The organism is Methylobacterium sp. J-043 (genome assembly GCF_022829505.1).
In the GTDB taxonomy this organism is placed as follows: domain Bacteria; phylum Pseudomonadota; class Alphaproteobacteria; order Rhizobiales; family Beijerinckiaceae; genus Methylobacterium; species Methylobacterium extorquens_A.
On the sequence record NZ_JAKSYB010000063.1, the window covers coordinates 55,430 to 72,454 of the forward strand.

Annotated in this window: 9 protein-coding genes; 6 read left to right on the forward strand and 3 right to left on the reverse strand. The window is 66.8% G+C overall.

The genetic code is table 11. The annotated features are described in order from the left end of the window. The first annotated feature begins 189 nt into the window (after positions 1 to 189). Together MKK50_RS18320 and MKK50_RS18325 are read left to right on the forward strand one after the other, a co-directional pair. Positions 190 to 1,164 carry a 2-hydroxyacid dehydrogenase gene (locus tag MKK50_RS18320; protein WP_499024371.1) on the forward strand — a complete coding sequence of 325 codons (975 nt, stop codon included), beginning with the start codon at positions 190 to 192 and terminating at the stop codon, positions 1,162 to 1,164. Then, positions 1,161 to 2,057 carry an AprI/Inh family metalloprotease inhibitor gene (locus MKK50_RS18325; protein ID WP_499024373.1) on the forward strand — a complete coding sequence of 299 codons (897 nt, stop codon included), beginning with the start codon at positions 1,161 to 1,163 and terminating at the stop codon, positions 2,055 to 2,057. The genes MKK50_RS18320 and MKK50_RS18325 overlap by 4 nt, the downstream gene beginning before the upstream one ends. A gap of 63 nt (positions 2,058 to 2,120) precedes the next feature. Here MKK50_RS18325 and MKK50_RS18330 read toward each other — a convergent pair whose 3' ends face one another. Together MKK50_RS18330 and MKK50_RS18335 are read right to left on the reverse strand one after the other, a co-directional pair. After that, positions 2,121 to 2,873 carry a sulfite exporter TauE/SafE family protein gene (locus tag MKK50_RS18330; RefSeq protein ID WP_499024376.1) on the reverse strand — a complete coding sequence of 251 codons (753 nt, stop codon included), beginning with the start codon at positions 2,871 to 2,873 and terminating at the stop codon, positions 2,121 to 2,123. A gap of 44 nt (positions 2,874 to 2,917) precedes the next feature. Further along, positions 2,918 to 3,166, reverse strand: a complete 249-nt coding sequence (locus tag MKK50_RS18335) for a hypothetical protein (protein ID WP_499024378.1) — start codon at positions 3,164 to 3,166, stop codon at positions 2,918 to 2,920. A gap of 173 nt (positions 3,167 to 3,339) precedes the next feature. Here MKK50_RS18335 and MKK50_RS18340 point away from each other — a divergent pair, with 173 nt between their 5' ends. Next, a complete protein-coding gene (locus tag MKK50_RS18340) occupies positions 3,340 to 4,302 on the forward strand; it encodes a LysR substrate-binding domain-containing protein (protein ID WP_499024381.1) in 963 nt (320 codons plus the stop codon). Positions 4,303 to 4,648: 346 nt separating this feature from the next. Here the strand turns inward: MKK50_RS18340 and MKK50_RS18345 are convergent, their stop codons facing one another. Continuing rightward, positions 4,649 to 5,311, reverse strand: a complete 663-nt coding sequence (locus MKK50_RS18345) for an ankyrin repeat domain-containing protein (RefSeq protein WP_499024383.1) — start codon at positions 5,309 to 5,311, stop codon at positions 4,649 to 4,651. Between the two features lie 855 nt (positions 5,312 to 6,166). Between MKK50_RS18345 and MKK50_RS18350 the strand changes: the two genes are divergently transcribed. The 3 genes from MKK50_RS18350 to MKK50_RS18360 are packed head-to-tail and all read left to right on the forward strand — an operon-like array spanning position 6,167 to position 16,934. Beyond that, positions 6,167 to 10,123, forward strand: coding sequence for a protein kinase domain-containing protein (locus MKK50_RS18350; protein ID WP_499025111.1), 3,957 nt, complete (start codon positions 6,167 to 6,169; stop codon positions 10,121 to 10,123). Beyond that, entirely contained in the window at positions 10,123 to 11,949 is a 1,827-nt protein-coding gene (locus MKK50_RS18355; protein WP_499024385.1) for a methylation-associated defense system protein MAD7 family protein, read from the forward strand. The genes MKK50_RS18350 and MKK50_RS18355 overlap by 1 nt, the downstream gene beginning before the upstream one ends. Then, a complete protein-coding gene (locus tag MKK50_RS18360; protein WP_499024387.1) occupies positions 11,946 to 16,934 on the forward strand; it encodes an ATP-binding protein in 4,989 nt (1,662 codons plus the stop codon). The genes MKK50_RS18355 and MKK50_RS18360 overlap by 4 nt, the downstream gene beginning before the upstream one ends. Positions 16,935 to 17,025 lie beyond the last annotated feature (91 nt).

Here is a 17,025-nt window from a genome sequence, read left to right on the forward strand (position 1 = left end):
GAGTATCCGGAAGACCTCTTGTTTAATGCTCCTCGGGCGATTTCGGAAGGGTGGCCGCGCACATGCGGCGCGCATGACACTTTTGCGGCCCACTCGCCCCACCGGCTGGACCGGCACGCGCCGCAGCGATACTCCCGGCCACTCCTTTGTTGATTTCTTCTTTGCCGACCTCTGGGAGTCCGTAAGCCGGTGCCACCAGCCGAGACGCCCGACATCCTCCTGATCCGGCAGACCCGCCCCGATGTGGCCGAACGGCTCGCCGAGCGTTTCCGCCTGCACCGCCTGGAGGAGGCGCCCGACCGCGAGGCCTTCCTCGACGCGGTGGGGCCACGCATCCGGGGGCTCGCGGTGGGTGCCATGTGCCCGATCGATGCGGGGCTGTTCGACCGGCTGCCGCAGCTCGAGATCGTGGCGAGCTTCGGCGTCGGCTACGACACGATCGACGCGGTCGAGGCGCATCGCCGCGGCATCGTCGTCACGCACACGCCGGACGTGCTCTCCGACGAGGTGGCCGATCTCGCGCTGGGCCTCCTGCTCGCCACCCTCCGCCAGATCCCGCAGGCCGACCGCTACCTGCGCGCCGGGCGCTGGCGGGAGGGCAGCTTCCCGCTCACCACGAGCCTGCGGGGGCGCCGGGTCGGCATCCTCGGGCTCGGGCGGATCGGGCGGGCGATCGCCCAGCGGCTCGAAGGGTTCGGCGTGCGGATCGCCTATCACGGGCGCACGCCGCAGGCGGATGTCGCCTATACCTATCACGGCAGCCTGCTCGGGCTGGCGCAGGCGGTCGACACGCTGATCGTCGCCGCCCCCGGGGGCCTCGACACGAACGGGATCGTCGATGCCGGGGTGCTGGCCGCGCTCGGGCCTGACGGCATCGTCGTCAACATCGCCCGCGGCAGCGTCATCGACGAGGCGGCGCTGATCGCCGCGCTGCAAGCTGGGACGATCCTCGGGGCGGGGCTCGACGTGTTCGCGAACGAACCGCAAGTGCCGCAGGCGCTGATTGATCTCGATCGAACCGTGCTGCTGCCGCATGTCGGCTCGGGCTCGCACCACACCCGTGCGGCGATGGGCCGGCTGCTCATCGACAACCTGTTTTCGTGGTTCGATGGCAAGGGGCCGGTGACGCCCGTGCCGGAAACGCCCTGGAAGGGCCAGCGATGAGGGGCCCGACGATGACGCGCATGGCACGGGCAGGCGTTTTGACCGCAGCGTTGGTCGCCGCCCTGGCCGCCCTGCCGCCGAGTGCGGCCCGGGCGCAGGAGAGCCCACCCGCCGCGGAGCCCGCGCCCCCGGCCATGCCGGCTGAGGGAGGAGCCGGCGCACCCGCCGGGCTCGCGACCCTGCCCGAGACCCTGGCAGGAGCGGCAGGCACCTGGGATCTGTCCCTGGAGGGCGGGCGGCGGCGCTGCGTGCTGACGCTGGCCATGGAGACCGGCCCGAGCGGGCGCGCGGCGCGCTTTCCCGCCGGCTGCCGCCGGGCTCTGCCGCTCATGGCCGGCATCGGCGGCTGGCTGTTCACGGGCGAGGGCCTGCGCCTCGTGGATCGGAACCTGCGGCCGGTGCTGGCCTTCGCCAAGAACCCGGACGGGATGAGCCTCGGGGCCACCGCCGAGAACGGCGAGCGCTACAACCTCGTGCCGCTGCAGATCGCGGCGATGCTGCCGCCCGCCCCCGGCGCGGCCACCGTCACGCCTGCGGCGAATGCGGTGGGGAGCGACGCGCCCGCCTCGGCCGCCGTGCCGGAGAAGCCGGCGGAGGGCCCGGCTCCGGGCCTCTACGCTCTCGATCGTGCCGAGCAGAAGGATGTCTGCCGCCTCGAATTCGCGCTGCCCCTCGAGGCCGGCAAGGACACCGCCCCCGTGCGGGTGCTGCCGGATTGCCGCGACAGCGGGATCACGGTGTTCGATCCTGTGAGCTGGCGCTTCGCCAACGGACATCTGACGCTGAAGGCGCGACGCGGCCACGCGGTGAGCCTCGTGGCGACCGGGGAGGGACGCTGGCGCCGCGACCCCGAGATCGGCGTGCCCCTGGTGCTCCGGAAGGTCGAGCCGTAGGGCATCGTCCCGAAAGGTGGGCGCCGGCTTTCGGGGTAAAGACGATGCTCTTGGTCGCGCCGCTCAGAACAGCGGCCGCAGGGCGAGGTGGAGCCCGAGGCCCAGCAATCCGACGAAGAAGCAGCGGCGGAACACACGCTCGCTGACGCGCCCCCGCACCCAGCCGCCGAGCGCCATCCCGAGCAGGGCAGGGACGAGGGCGATGAGGGAGGTGCCCGCAACGCTGAGCGAGAGGGCGCCGCCCCCGGCCAGGGCGATGGCGAGTGCGACAGTGGAGACGGTGAAGGAGAGCCCCAGCGCCTGGATCAGGTCGTCCTTGGACAGGCCCAGCGCCCCGAGATAGGGCGCGGAGGGGAACGAGGAGACGGCGGTGGCCGCCGTCACTAGGCCCGTCGCCGCGCCGATGATGGGCCCGAGCCAGCGCTCCATACCCGGCGGAACGTGGAGCCGCAGGGCGGCAAGACCGATCACGGCGTAGGCGATCAAAGCGAGGCCGAGGAAGACCGTGGCTTCCGCGCCGTAATTCCCGTGAAGGATCCCCGCCGCGACCAGCGTGCCGACGACGCTCGCCGCCAGCATCGGCCAGAGCCGGCGCAGCAGCGTGCCGAAGCGCGGGCCCGCGGCGAGCTGCCAGACATTGGTGACGAAGGCCGGCACGACGAGCAGGGCCGCGGCCTGGACCGGCGCCATGACGAGGCTCAACAGGCCCATGGCGACGGGTGGCAGGCCGAGCCCGACCATGCCCTTGACGAAGCCCGCAAGCAGGAAGGCCGACGCCGCCACGGCGAGGGGGAGGAGGTCCATGGAAAACGTCATGAGCACGTTCTGATCGGGGGAGGGGGCAAGAGCGGCGGTCAGGGTCAGTCGTGGAGTTGCATGTCGCGCAGGACCGCCTGCCGCGCGGCCTCCGCCTCAGTCTCCTTCGCGGAGAGCGGCGTGGCGGCAGGCTTGGGCCGGGCGACCGCGACCGGCGGCACGGCGGTGCAGGTACGCGGGCCGGCATCGGAGCGAGCGATGGCAACCAGCGCGGTGAACCCCGCGAGGAGAAGGGCCGCCGTTTCGAGCCGGGCGTTGCCCCAGCGGGTCGTCGTCTGTGCGTCACGTGCCATGAGCCGATTTTCGCAGCGCGACGGCGCGCGACAATGCGGAACTGGCCCGTATCAGCCTTCGGCTGAGCCGAAGCCCTTGCCGCGTGATGCGGCCTCGCCGACGATGCTCTGGCTTTTTGTTTCTGCATCGTCTTCTTCCGAAAAGCGGCGGCCACCTTTCGGGACGATGCTCCATGCGCTTCGATCTGACCGACCTGCGCCTGTTCCTTCATGTCGTCGAGGCGGAGAGCATCACCCGTGGCGCCGAGCGGGCCGGGCTGGCGCTCGCCTCGGCGAGCGAGCGCATCCGCGGCATGGAGTCGGATGGCGGCGTGCCGCTGCTGGAGCGCCATGCCCGCGGGGTACGGCCGACACCCGCGGGCCTCGCCGTGGTGCATCACGCCCGGCTCGTGCTCGGCCAGCTCGAACAGATGCGTGGCGAACTCGGCCAGTACGCAAGGGGCCTGCGCGGCCATGTGAGACTGCTGTCGATCACCGCAGCGGTCGCCGCCTTCCTGCCTGATGCCCTGTCCGGCTTCCTTGCGGCCCATCCCAGCGTCGACATCGATCTCGAGGAGCGCACAAGCCGCGAGACCGTCGATGCCCTGGCCGGCGGGCTTGCCGATATCGGCATCGTTGCCGATACGACCGATCTTGGCGCACTCGAAACCCGGCCGCTCCATCTCGACCGGATCGTGCTCGCCGTGCCGGCGGGCCATGCCCTGGCGCAGCGCAGCGGCGTCGCGTTCCGGGAGGTGCTGGACGAGCCTCTGGTCGGCCTCAGCCATGGCCGGGCGCTGCAGGCGCATCTGGCGACCCACGCCGCCCGCGCCGGCCGTCCGTTCAAGCTCCGGGTGCGCCTGAACGGGCTCGATGCGGTCTGCCGCATGGTCGAGCGCGGCGTCGGCGTGGCGATCGTGCCCGAGGCGGCAGCGCGGCGCGCGGCCGAGACGCTGGCAATCCGCGCGATCCCGATTGACGAGCCCTGGACCGTACGCCGCCTCAGGCTCTGCGCCCGCAGCTTCGCAGCGCTCCCGCCGCACGCCCGCCAACTCGCCGAGCACTTGGTCGCGCATCTCGGCGCGACCGACGATACCGGCTCCGAAAGGACAAGTCGTTTCGCGGGTCCAGGGCAGAGCCCTGCCGGACATCGGTGATCGACGCGTCAGCGGCCGAAATCAGGCGAAGCACTCGACCGATACGGGATGCCGCGGAACGCCCTGCTTCTCGAAGCAGGACAGGTTCTCGATGATGGTCGCCGCAATCGCCGCCGGCGCCTCGCGCTGTGAAGAAGGCTTGATGTCCGGTCACGTGACGTTCGGGGAGGTCAGCAGGCGTGCGACGGCATCGTTCCGGATGATCTGGTTCGACAGATCCTCGAAGAAGAGACCAGCCGCGTGAATTTCCAAGCCGCCTCGAACGGGGAGGAAGCCGACCGAGAGATCGGCGCACTCACCCGGCTTCGCGGAACCCGGGCGCTTTTCGGCAGGCCCCGATGCCTCGCTAGACGAAGCCTTCCTCGACCAAACGACTTCCCTTCGAGGTGATCTCATGTCGCTGCCCGGAGCCGCCGACGACGCGGCACCAACTCTCCGCAACGAGCACGGCCTCTACGCCGTCCGAAAGGAGGCGATAGGCAAAACCGCCATACATGCCGGGCACAGCAAACCAGATCGGTTCGTCGCCCTGAAGTTCAAGCAGCGGTCCCAGTTCCGGAAGGCGGAGGCCGGACTTGCGAACGAGGTCGTCGGCCCGGCCACGGATCACGGCGTGGAAATGTGTCTGGATTGTCGCAAGGACACCCGTCGGCACGCGGCGGAGCAGGATTGGACGCAGGATCTCGACGGCGCGCGCGTGGCCGCAACGCTCTGCGACATCGACGGGCCGCTCACCGCGCGCGTTCTGGAGCATCCGCCAGGCCCGTAATCGGATCAGCTCCTCGAGGATACTCGGTGGCGCGTTCCCATGTGCGGCCTGGTGGAGGGGCGCGAACAGTGAGAGACCACCGGGCCGCGTCGTATTCACGAGTTCGGGGTGGTCGCGCAGCAGAGTCAGCACCGTCGCCCAGTCATAGGCCTTGGCCGCATCCGCCAGCCGATGCCGTTCGGCTGCACTCCCCGCGTTCAGCACACCATCAGTTGTCACGCCGTCCCAGACCAACGACATGCGGCTTCCCCTCGTCAGAGGTTGTCTTCGTGCTGATTGAGTAGGAACACGCAATTGCGCCGTTTCGGAAGGTCACGACCGAGACGTCCCTAGCGCCGCCTGCGAGAACCGAGACATCCGCGCGAGCGACCTAAATCGGTCGGCCCCATAGGCCGACACTCCGCTCCTTCGCCGTCCATCGGACAGGCTTTGCAGCAGCGGATCGTAGCGACAGGACCACCACGCAGAGCGACTGCATGAGAGGCTTAACAAGCTGGATGACTCGGGAGCTTAATTGGCTGGGGGACCTGGATCCTGCCCTTCACGACAGCCCCAAATTTTCCTCAATAACATCAGTTGGTTAGCTTCTCATCCGCCAGGGGATTTGTAGCAGGATCGTGTGTCAGTCGGCAACCTCCATCCGGAAGCCGAAGAGTTTGGCGTAAGCGGCTGGGGCAGCTTTCGACCCTCCTCGGGCCTTAGGAAGGTCTGCTTACCGGCAGTATGATCGACGCCGAATGACTGGGTCTGGCCGTTTTCGGCTTGGCAGCCTCCGAGCAGGCAGATGCGAAAAGCGGATGTCCGTTCACCTCACACCCGAAGCAGCGACGACTCACAAGCGGACATCCGCGATCGGTTCGCACCTTCTCAGAACGGACGCCCATTTACATTACCTCGGCAGCCTGAACTAGTCAGATGTGAAGTATTTATTGCGATCAGATGCTGCAAAATCTGCCCTTTAGCGACAGGTACGGTGTGCAACGCAAGCGATCAAGAGGGTCATGACCTGACCCAGTTTGATCGCTAGCCATTGCACCGTACATCACTCTAGGTATATTCACTGTTGAGAATGGGGGGGGTCGGTACTTGCGCGTCGTGCATCTGCCCTGCGGGCTGTTCGCAAATGCGAGCGAGGCGAAGGCATTGCACGCTGTGGACCAGGCGATCAGGCGCGTCGGTCGCGAAGGGACCGCCTACGTCCTGACGAACCTCACGCACCCGAATTTGCACGGCCAAGCCGACGAGATCGACATGGTGGTGATCGGGCCCAGCGGCTCGGTGGTGATCGAGGTGAAGCACTGGGACGGGTCGGCACTGAAGCGTCATCGGGACATAGACGCCGCTGCCGAGCTCATCGTCGCCAAGGCGAAGCGCATCGCGGGCCGCCTCAAGGTCGCCGAGCCCAGCGTCGGATTCGTTCCCGCGGCTTTCCTCTTCACGCGCGAGGCGGGGTCGCTGAAGCGGAACGGGCAACAGGCCCAACACGCCTTCGGCGTCAGGGCCTACTCACTTAAGGATCTCGACGCACTGATTGCCGATGCGACGGCGCCCGGGCGGGCAGACCCAGGCCGATTGGCCGCCGCGCTTGCGCCCCGCCAGGCCGCGACCGATCCGGCACGCCCGAAGCGCCTGGCCCGGTTCGACGGCCTCCAGCTCCTCACCCCGGAGCACGAGCGCTTCGCCCGGGTCTACGCCGCCCGCGACCCCTGGAACGGCGATCGGGTAAACGTGCATCTCTACGACCTGTCTGCTGCGCCCGACGGCGAGACCGCCGAGCGCACTGAACGGCGCGCCCGCCGCGAGTTCGACGTCGTCCGCAAGTTCCAGAAGTCTCCCCACCTCCCCGGTCTGGTGGACAGCTGGCAGGCGCTCCCCAACTATGCGGGCGAGGTGTATTTTTTCAGTCTCGCGGATAGCTCCGCGCCATCTGTCGCCGAGCTCGTCAGGTCGGGAGCCTGGTCGCCCGGGCGCCGCCACGACTTCGTCAGGCGCGCCTTCGCCGCGCTCGCCGAATTCGCTAAGGGAAGCGAGCCCGGCGATCCTCCACTCGTACACCGGGCCCTCGACAACCACTGCATCCGCATTAGAGCCGACGGGACGCCGCTCTTCGCAGGTTGGCGCTGGGCCCGGCTCGCGCCGGCGCAGACCGTCAGCGGCGATGCGGCAGACGATATCGGCGCTTATGCCGCGCCCGAGGTGACGAGCGGAGGCCTCGCGGCGGCCACGCCGGCTTCCGACGTCTTCAGCTTGTGCAAGGTTCTCCTGGAAGCGTCTTGCGACAACGACGAGATGGCCGAGCTCCTTAAGATGGGTCTCGCGCACGATCCTTCAGCACGTCCGACCGCACTAGAGTTCGTCGATTTTCTTACCGAGGCGGCAGCACCTGTGACGGAGCCGGCTCCAGATGCTTCGCCGTCTCCCGCATTCTGGGATGAGGGTCACGTCGCCGAATGGAAGGGAGACCGTTACCGGGTACTGTCCGTACTCGGACAGGGCGGTGCAGGTCGCACGTTCAAGCTCGAGCAGTTGGACAGGAACGACGAGCCGATCGGCACCTATGTCGGAAAGGTCGTTTTCAACGCGGAGCTCGGCCCAGCATCGCTGGACGCATATCGACGGCTGCGCCCGCTTACCCAGCACGAGGGCCTGTCGAACGTCCTTGCGTGCAGCAGCGAGTGGCGGCCTTCCGAGCTGATGGCTCTACTGCGCTGGGTCCAGGGCGCCCCACTCGACTCTTGGCGAGGAGACCTCGACTTCCTCGCCGACCAGGCTGGCGACGAGGGCGTCGAAGCGCTTGCGCTTCGCTGGTTCGCCAGCCTATGCAACGCGCTTAACGTTCTCCATGCCCAGGGATGGCTGCATGGCGACGTGAGTCCGTCGAACATCCTAGTCGACGAGAACCGAGTCGTCCTGATCGACTACGATCTCGCGGGCGCCTCGGGGAGCGTGCCCGCCTCCCCCGGCACCGCCCTCTATGCGTCGCCCGAGCGCCGCGAAGGTAAGCCCGCCCTCGCCAGGGACGATCTCTACGGCCTAGCGGCCACCTTCTACCACGTTCTCACCGACCGGGCGCCGCCCGCCGCCGTCGGACCGAGCGGTCTACCCTGGTTCGCCGAAGAGCGGACCAAGTGGCCGACGGTAACTGCCCTCCTCGACAAGGCCATCGCACAGGACCCAGAGATGCGGTTCCGCGATGCTGCGGACGCCTTGCGCTGGCTTCTGGCCAGGGAGACAGCCAGCGGCAGCACGGCGCCCGCACCGCCCTTTCCCGAGCTCGAAGCCGGTCCCTTGCGGCCTAATGTCGTCGATCGGGTGAAGGATATACTCAGCGCCTATCCGGGCTCCCGCTTCGGTAATGCGGAGACGCGCGGCCTCGATACGGCCTTCGCCTTCGACACCTATGTCCGCACGGCGCTCGATACAGCGCTGCCCGAAGCGATCCGCTCGGGGCGGGTGTCGCTCGCGATCCTCTGCGGGAACGCGGGCGACGGCAAGACGGCGTTCCTCCAGAACCTGGTCCGCTCGCTCGGCGAAGAGCCAGCCCCGTCGAGCCAACGGGTCTGGGAAGGTCGGCTGTCGGGACGGCCGGCTAAGATCAACCTCGACGGGGCCGCTAGTTGGAATGGCCGCTCCGCGAACGAGCTGCTCGACGAGCTCTTCGGTCCCTTTCTTGACGGACCGATTGAGAACGCGCCGGTCCATCTGGTTGCGGTTAATGACGGCCGGCTCATGGAATGGATTGACCACGCCGAAGCGATTAGGGGCGGTCCGACCCCGCTTACAGCCGCCTTGATGGACGCGATCGGCGACCGGGGCGACCACCTACCCGAGCATGTACGGCTCGTCGAGCTTAACAAGCGATCGCTCGTGGGCGGCATTCGTTTCGACCTCGGCACGATCTCGACCGACTTCGTGGACAGCTTGATCGATCGCCTCGTAGGCGGCGAGCAGGCGTCCGACATCTGGCGGCCGTGCCGCACCTGTACTGCGCGAGAGCGGTGCCCCATGCGACGATCCGCGGAAATGATGGGTGCCAGCGACGACGTGCATGTCCGCGCGCGAGGAAACCTACTCAAGGGTCGACTTACCGAAGCGCTGCAGGCCGTGCACCTTAGGAACGAAGTGCATGTCACCGCGCGTGAACTGAAGGCGACGATCAGCTATGTCCTGTTCGGGCTACACGCCTGCGAGGACTTGCACCGCTTGCCGGATCTCGATCTACATGATCCGGCGGACCAAGCGTTCGATCCCGACTCGCCCAAGCGTCAGGGCGAACTCCTGCGCGAACTCACCCGTCTGGATCCGGCGCTCCACGTCAACGCACGCGTGGATCGCTATCTCGTGGCCCATGGCGCGCCCGATCCGGCTCACGGAGCCCAACGCTTTCGCGACGGGACCGGTCGGCCGTTGCCATTGCGCCAAGCGCGGCGCCGCGCCTTCTTCGCCTGGTCTGCCGATCAGGTGAAGGCGATTGGCGGCGACGAGTTCGCCCTGAGCCTGCGCGACGGTCGCCATTCGACAGCGTTCCGATGTTTCCCGCTGCTGGCGCCGAAGGAACAGGAGGCATTGAAGGCACGGCTGTGCGCCGGCCTGTCGCGTTTGGAGGCACTTCCCGATCCAGCCTATCGCGACGCCGAAATCGTACCGATCAGGATCGTACCGCGCACGCCCACCGAAACCGCTTTCTGGGTTGAGAAGCCGCTGGTGCGCTTCGGGCTCGCGCCCGAACGCTTCCAATCGGTAGAAGGGCTAGAGACGCTGCATCGCTACCTCGTCCTTAGCTACGACATGACGCACGGAGCGCCGGAGGAGCTGATCGTCTCACTGGAGCTGTATACCCTGTTGATGGAACTCGCCGATGGCGTACAGATTCTGGACGCTTTCTCGGACGACATCTTCGCCAACCTGAGCGTGTTCACGCGCCGCCTCGCCCAGGAGGACGAGCGCACGCTGCGCGCCTGGAGCCCAGCCGTCGGCGACGCGGTGCACCGGCTGAGCGTCGAGCAGGATCGCGAACGCCAAACCGTCGTCCTCTCCGAAGGCATCGCGTGATGGCCGCGGATCCGAAAAAGGTTATTGAGGACGTACTTGGCGGCCACATGACGTCGCAGATCTGGACAAGCACTTACCAGCCGGTCTTCCCTTTCACGCCTCAGGACTTCTCGGTCGGCGCACTCTTGCCCATGATCCTCTACCTGTTCCGATGGGGCCATCGGCGCGGAAAAGGACGCTTTGCCGACGCATTCGGCGCAGGAGCTCCGCCGACGATCCGATCGGTCGTGGCCCGCCTCGCGCAGGAAGAAACCATCAGGGGTTTCGAAAGCGACACTGCAAAGGCGATCCTCGGCGACTTTCTACTCACGTCCACGCTCGAAAACAGACGGCATTCCGAGTTGCACGATGAGCAGGTCCAAAGGTGCTTCGCTAATCACTATCTCGCATCCTGGATCGACCTGCCGATCTCGGCCGCCAATCTGCGCGGTGTTCCCGAGATGATCACGGCTCTCCTGAGCGGCCAAAAGGAGGGTGCCCAGATCGAGCCGTTTGCTGGCTCGGGCAAGTATCCGGTGGGGACACGGGTCGAGGAAAATGCGCTCCTAACGGCGCTCGGTCCGGGTATCATCACCTCTGGTCCGCGCAAGAGCGATCTGCGCTCCGACGAACTGGACGAGGCAACGCCCCTGCCGCTCGATCAGCTCGTTACGGTCCGTCTCGCCCAAATCTGCGGAGAAGCACCCAGCAAAGCCGTCGGCAAGGGCAATCCTGGACCTATTCCCAATCAGCGCCCCATCGCCGCCAAGGCGAGCGAAGACTTCCGCGAAGACCTTCTGACCTTCCTTGACTGCTACGCGCGCGAAGATGCCTGTCCGCGTTCGGCCCTACTGACGATGCTTGAAGCCGCCATGGCGGTTGGCCTCACAACGATCGTCACTTCCACCGTCGACATCCTGACACGCTGGGGAACGGACGGCGTCGTGCCTGCGCGCGACGCGGCCATGCCCTTTCCGCTGCTCGTCGACTGCTCGAATGGGGCGGACGTCGGGCTCCGCGACGCCTCGGAGGTGTCCAGCGGCCTTCTTCGGCAGGGGCTCAATCGCCTGCCCGCCATTCTGATGTACGCGCGCCTGATCGACTTCTTTGTGCGCAACGAGTCCGACATCCCGGCGAAATCGCTGCCGGCCAGCGTTCCGGACGGAACGGACTGGCTCAATCTGCTGGGCAGCTTCCTCAACGGGTCGCACGACGAAGCCCGCGACGCCGAAAAGCATTTCCGCTCTCTCACGCGCAAGTTGCGGGCCGCTGCGGAGGTGGAGGAGGAGAGCGGGCTTACCAGTCTGCTCGGCGAGGAAGGCGATGTGGAAAGCCATGGCCAGTTTCTGGCCGAGGTGCTCAGCACATCCTTCACGATGACCGCCAACCGAGGCGTCGAGCGACTGAATGGCTTCCTATCGTCAGCACTGATGACCGATGAAGTGAATGGCCTCGCCAGACGTCGCAAGGTGACCCTGAACCGGACGCGAAGCAAGGGCCAGAAGAAAACCGGTGATGCCCTGTCAATCGTGCTCACCAACTCCGTGCTCGAATATCTCGTCCATCGGCACCTTCGCCGCAGGGGTAAGGGAAGGAAGTTTCAACCGCTCTCCTATCCCGACTTCCTGCGCATCCTACGGGAGCGGCATGGCTTGTTCGTCGACCGCTCGCCCCCGAACATGCAAGTTCCCAACGAGCTGCTGCAGAACAACCGGCGCGTGCTGGAGAGACGGCTTCGCGATTTAGGCCTCCTGTCGGGCGTGAATGACGCGGAACGGATGAAGAAGCTGAAACCGCGCTACGGCAGACCGGAAGAGCGCTTCACCTCTGTGATGGAGCCGGCATGATCGGTCCGCGGCATGCCAGCCTCCTGGCCGAGGCATTGGGCAAACTCCTCGGCGACCCGGCGGACGGTACCGTCGCCTTCGTGCGCTGTCTCCCATCCGAGCATATCGACGCGCTGATCGCGTCCGTTTCATTCGCAATACCGGGCTGGACCATCGCGGCCGTGGTTGATGCGGTCGGCGTACGGCGGATCACCGCCGATCAGGCCGTCGAACAGCGCGAGGACAAGTCCGGGGCGGCATTGCTCCTGATCGACCCGTCTCGCGCCGGCGCCGGACTGGACGGCATCTACAGCGCCGGCCGGGAGATTAGCGAAGCGGAAATGTTCGACAAGGCGCTCGAGCTCGCCCGCAAGCCGTTCTGGGGACGCATGCAATTCCTCGACGCGGCCGTGCGTCGCGCCGAGAAGCTCGGCCGGCGCCGCCGGCTGCCCCCCTGGTCGCGTTTCGACTTCACCGTGACCGCGGCGAACGAGGGTGCAGGCCGGGCGCTGGGAAAGCTGGGGCTCTGGCCCGTCGCGTGCGAGGGCGCGCCAACCAACGCACAGCTCGATATGTCGGCCGACCTCGCGGACCGCCTCCTCTACGCAGGCGACTTTCGGTCCGTGCCAGAACGGGTCCGCTCGCTGCTACTCGACAACGCGTCAGTCCAGGAACCCAAGCTGGAACGGCTGCTGCGTTCGCTGGCCGGAAAAAGCCCCGAATCGGCGGCGGCCGCGATTGTGGAAGAGCCCGACCTCTGGCTCGGACCACTGACGCCTGGCTTTGCCAGCCAAAACCTGCGGCATCTCGCGCTGGTGCCGTGGCGAGACAACAAGAACGCGCTGCTCAAATGGTCCGGCCTGACCCGACCGGAAGCGGCGGACCAAATCCCCCGTCTCGTGCTTGACCGCGACGCGGCCGCGAAGGACCGTGCGCAGATAGTAATCCGGTGGACGACGGAGCCAGACAACCTTCCCGTCGGAGCCGTGGATTATCGCGTCACAATCACCGCCGGCGAGGATGTACTGGTCGAACTCATCCTTCCGCATCGCGACAAGCCCCAGCAGCAGGTCGCGATCGGCAGGGCGAGCTTCGAAGATCTCGAAGGTAATGAGAAATTCGAGGCTGTCGTCACGGTCGCAGCGGTTGGCGTTGAGGACGTCGCGCCGGTGCTGAGTGAGCCGTTTTCTCTCGAGTTCGGCTCGGCGGTCAAAGACCTGTCGGCCGCGTCGGGTCAGCTCGTCCGGACGTTTGTCGAAGGTGCAATCGGCGCGCCGGACCGGACGCGGTTCGAGGAGCTGACCGCCTCGCCGAACCCTGCCGAGGACAAGAAGGGCTTCATCAACTGGACGGGAGAGGTCGCCTCGCGGGGCACGCGTGTCTTTCGCCCGCCGCTGCTGCGGGAGATGGAAGAGGCTTGGCGGCGAGCGGGGGGCCCTGTTGGCCGCTGGGTTCAGGTCGTACGCGCCGACGGCTCACCTGTCGGCGCGCTAGAATTCGTGCCTCTCGACGCCGGCAAGGACCCGCTCCTGGATAGGGTGCGCGAGGCATGCCGCAAGCTCGCGAGCGAGATGGGCCCGGCCGGGCTCCTCGGCCGAGTCGTGACCACTGGCTGGTCTGCTGCCGACAGCTATGTCAATGCCTGGGAGAAAGCGCTCGAGGCCGGCGATCCGGCGCTGGCCCTGCATGGAACAATCGAGGTACGCAACCAAGCGGGCGCCGTCATCGGACTGCTCGTTACGCCGGTCCACCCGACGCGGTTCGCCTGGCTGGCGCTCTACGATCAGGTCGTGGCGCATGCGCGGTACAAACAGGACCTCTCGCCATCGGCTGCAATCAACGCCGCGAAGCCGATCGACTCTGCCAACTTTCCCTTCGCCCTTCCCGGTAGCGGTGGGACCAGGGGCTACATCTTCGCCGACGTGCTCGGTTTCCATGTGGCTGCGATGGCCGTCGAGGGAGAAGCCGAGCCGAAGGCGGCCATCGCCCTGCTTGCGGCCTGCCTTGGAGGCGGCGGTCGTGATGTCGCCTCGTCGGCCGACGACGAGAACGCGACTGCGATCGGGCGTGAGATCCGGCACTATCTGGACTGCTACGGTGGTTCGGTAGATGCGCGTCCCGACGTGCTTAGCCTCCAGGCATGGCGCGCGGGCGACGGGCAGACGGTCGCGCGTGCGCTGGGCCAGGCACTGCGGGCGCAGGGAGATTGGGACGAGGAGGAGGGCGAGACTGCTCCCTTGTGCTTCACGCTGAACCTCTTCCATGCTGCCAATTCGGTCGCATCAGGCCGGTTTCTCACTACAGTTGGGCAGCGACGTCGCTCCGGCGGTCAGGTGCTCGACGGCCTTGACCGGTGGATGACAGACACGGCGGTGCGACGCGGCGGCGTTCTCGTTCCGCGACTGCGCTGGGCGAAACGGCCCGAGCCCGATCTGAACGACGATGCGGGATGGCGCGGCGCTGGTACCACGCATCTCAGCCTCGCCTTCGACCTTTTCTCTTCCCGGCTAGAGACAGCGCCCTCGGCGTCGCTCGGAGAGGCGCGCCCTCTTCATGGCTGGGGTCTCATGCGCGCGATCGAGCGCGTTGCGGACGGGACTGAGCTCTGCTGGACGAGCTTCGCCCCGCCCGAGCAGCTGGGCGAATCCGCACCCGAGGCGAAAACCGCCGGCGATCGGCTCCGCCGCGTGGATCGCGCTATAGCGCGGGCGACGGCGCGGGCGCTGGGCGGTGGCACGGAGGCCTGGCCGGTTCTGCGGACCCGTCTCTCGATGCAAGATCGTATGCGCCTCGAGCGCCTGCATGCGCGGAGCGACTGGGTCATCACTTTGGACCGCTACGCGGTGCTCGACTATCTCGACGCGCCCCGGCGTAACAACGAGGTCTACGAGCGCTTCGTGATCGATGCCGTGCCCGACCGCGCCGATCTCACCGCGATGCAGCTCGTTACGTCCACCTCCAACCTGGACGCCGTACGCGACCTCGTGGACCTGGCACTGGCCGACATGGGCCTGAGCGGCAGCGAGCGGAACAGCCGGTTCCTCGTGGGGCACCTGAAAGCGCTGAGCGGACGGCTCGCGATCCGGCTGGCCGATGGGGGTACGCGCACCGGCGAGCTCATTGCTCTGGCGCTGATGCACGCGAACTGCGTCGCGGCGCAGGGACAGGTCGAAACCTGGCTGGGACTGGACCAAGCCTTGCTGATCCCGGTCGACGAGATCGTGAGCCACGCACCAATCGTGACCATGGCTGCGGCCGACGGCGAGCCTGCGATGCGCGCGGACTTCATCCACGTCAGCGCGCCGGCTCGGGGGCCACTCGAGTTTCGCTTCGTTGAGGTGAAGTATCGGCAGCATCTGCGCACCGCACGGCAGCCCGACCTGCTGGCGCACATGGTCGCGCAGACGGGCGAACTGAGGCGCCGCTGGCATGCGTGGTTCTTCAGCGAGGATCTTGCGCCGTTAGAGCGCGTCGTCCGCCGCTCACAGCTCGCCAAGCTGCTCCGCTTCTACGTCGAAAGAGCGACTCGGCATCGCCTCACCGAACATGGACATGCCCGGCTTTCGAGCGAGATCGATCAGGTCCTGTTAAAGGAGAGCTACCGGCCCGGCGAGGTTGACGAGCCGGACGTCGGCTATGTCTTCTGCCCTGAACACCGGACCGGTTCGGCCGAGCCGCTGTACGTCGACGGTAGCGACGAGGCGCGGCTTTGGCTGTTCGGTCCTTCGATGCTGCCTGATGAAGCGTCGCCGAATGGCGGCGGGCCGGGTGACGAGGCTGCTCGGCGCTTCCCGCCGCCCACCGCGGAGTGCGACGACACGCCTCCGATTCCGAGCCCCGCCCCGTTCGGGGGGAAAACGGGAGGGGATCCGGCGATGGATGCTGTAAGCATCGTAGCCGACCCAAGTACGGCGCTCGAGGGCGCGACCGAAAGTCTGCCGGTTCAACCGGCGGGGGGGGGCGCCCCACCCAGGTCAGACAGCACGGTCAAAATCGGGCTAGGCGAGTCCCTGGCCGGCGCGCCGGTCGTCTGGGAGCTGTCGATCCGATCGAACCCGCATCTCATGGTCGTCGGCCTGCCCGGGATGGGAAAGACCACCGCGCTGATCAACATCTGCAAGCAATTGACCGCAGCGGGAATCGCCCCCATTATTTTCTCCTACCACGACGACATCGACGAGAAGCTCGCGGCCGCGATCGGACCGATGCGCACCGTCGACTTCGACGGGCTCGGCTTCAATCCGCTCCGCGTGCACGCTCCTGGCCCGACCGCTCATATCGACGTCGCGGGGACACTTCGCGACATTTTCGCCTCTATTTTCCCCGATCTGGGCGAGATCCAGCTCGAGGAGCTCCGGGCCGCCATCCGCCAGAGCTACGATGACCTGGGCTGGGGTCGTCGCGACTCGGAGCGTCCTGCCCCGCCTGCGTTCAGGACCTTTCTCGACATCCTGCGCTCGCGCCCGAAGCCCAACCAGAACCTGCTCGCCAGGCTTCAGGAGCTCGACGACTACGGCTTCTTCAATTGCGGCGAAGACGATGCGGGACTGTTGGCGGATGCGCGGCCGACCTTGGTGCGCGTCCATCTGAGCACCAACGACATCCTTCAGCGCGCATTCGCAGGCTTCGTGCTCTACAGCGTCTACAAGGACATGTTCCGTCGCGGCGTACAGGAATGCCTTACCCACGCCGTGATATTCGACGAGGCTCATCGTGCCGCCAAGCTAAAGCTGATCCCGCGCTTAGCGAAGGAGTGCCGCAAGTACGGCTTGGCATTGGGACTGGCGTCGCAGGGCGTACGCGATTTTGACCCCGCGCTGTTCGAGGCGATCGCGAGCTATCTGGTCCTGAGAGTCACCGAAGCGGATGCGCGCACGATCGCCCGGAACATTGGTCCCACCGCCGATCAGGGGCGCACCGCCGACCGAATGAAGGCGCTGGAGCCATATACAGCGTTTTTTAGCGCCGGCAGTGTCAGACCGACGATAGTGCGGTTGGCCGGCTGATCGCAGGCCGCGAGTGGAACGCCCCGGCGGCACAAAGTCATCGAAAATGCTTGAGCCTGCGGTCCCCTTCAACCTCAGACCGCTTACTGCC

Coding starts and splice junctions, on each gene's coding strand:
- MKK50_RS18355 (WP_499024385.1), top strand. CDS start 10,123: ATGGCCGCGGATCCGAAAAAGGTTATTGAGGACGTACTTGGCGGCCAC.
- MKK50_RS18335 (WP_499024378.1), bottom strand. CDS start 3,166: ATGGCACGTGACGCACAGACGACGACCCGCTGGGGCAACGCCCGGCTC.
- MKK50_RS18325 (WP_499024373.1), top strand. CDS start 1,161: ATGAGGGGCCCGACGATGACGCGCATGGCACGGGCAGGCGTTTTGACC.
- MKK50_RS18345 (WP_499024383.1), bottom strand. CDS start 5,311: ATGTCGTTGGTCTGGGACGGCGTGACAACTGATGGTGTGCTGAACGCG.
- MKK50_RS18330 (WP_499024376.1), bottom strand. CDS start 2,873: ATGACGTTTTCCATGGACCTCCTCCCCCTCGCCGTGGCGGCGTCGGCC.
- MKK50_RS18360 (WP_499024387.1), top strand. CDS start 11,946: ATGATCGGTCCGCGGCATGCCAGCCTCCTGGCCGAGGCATTGGGCAAA.
- MKK50_RS18340 (WP_499024381.1), top strand. CDS start 3,340: ATGCGCTTCGATCTGACCGACCTGCGCCTGTTCCTTCATGTCGTCGAG.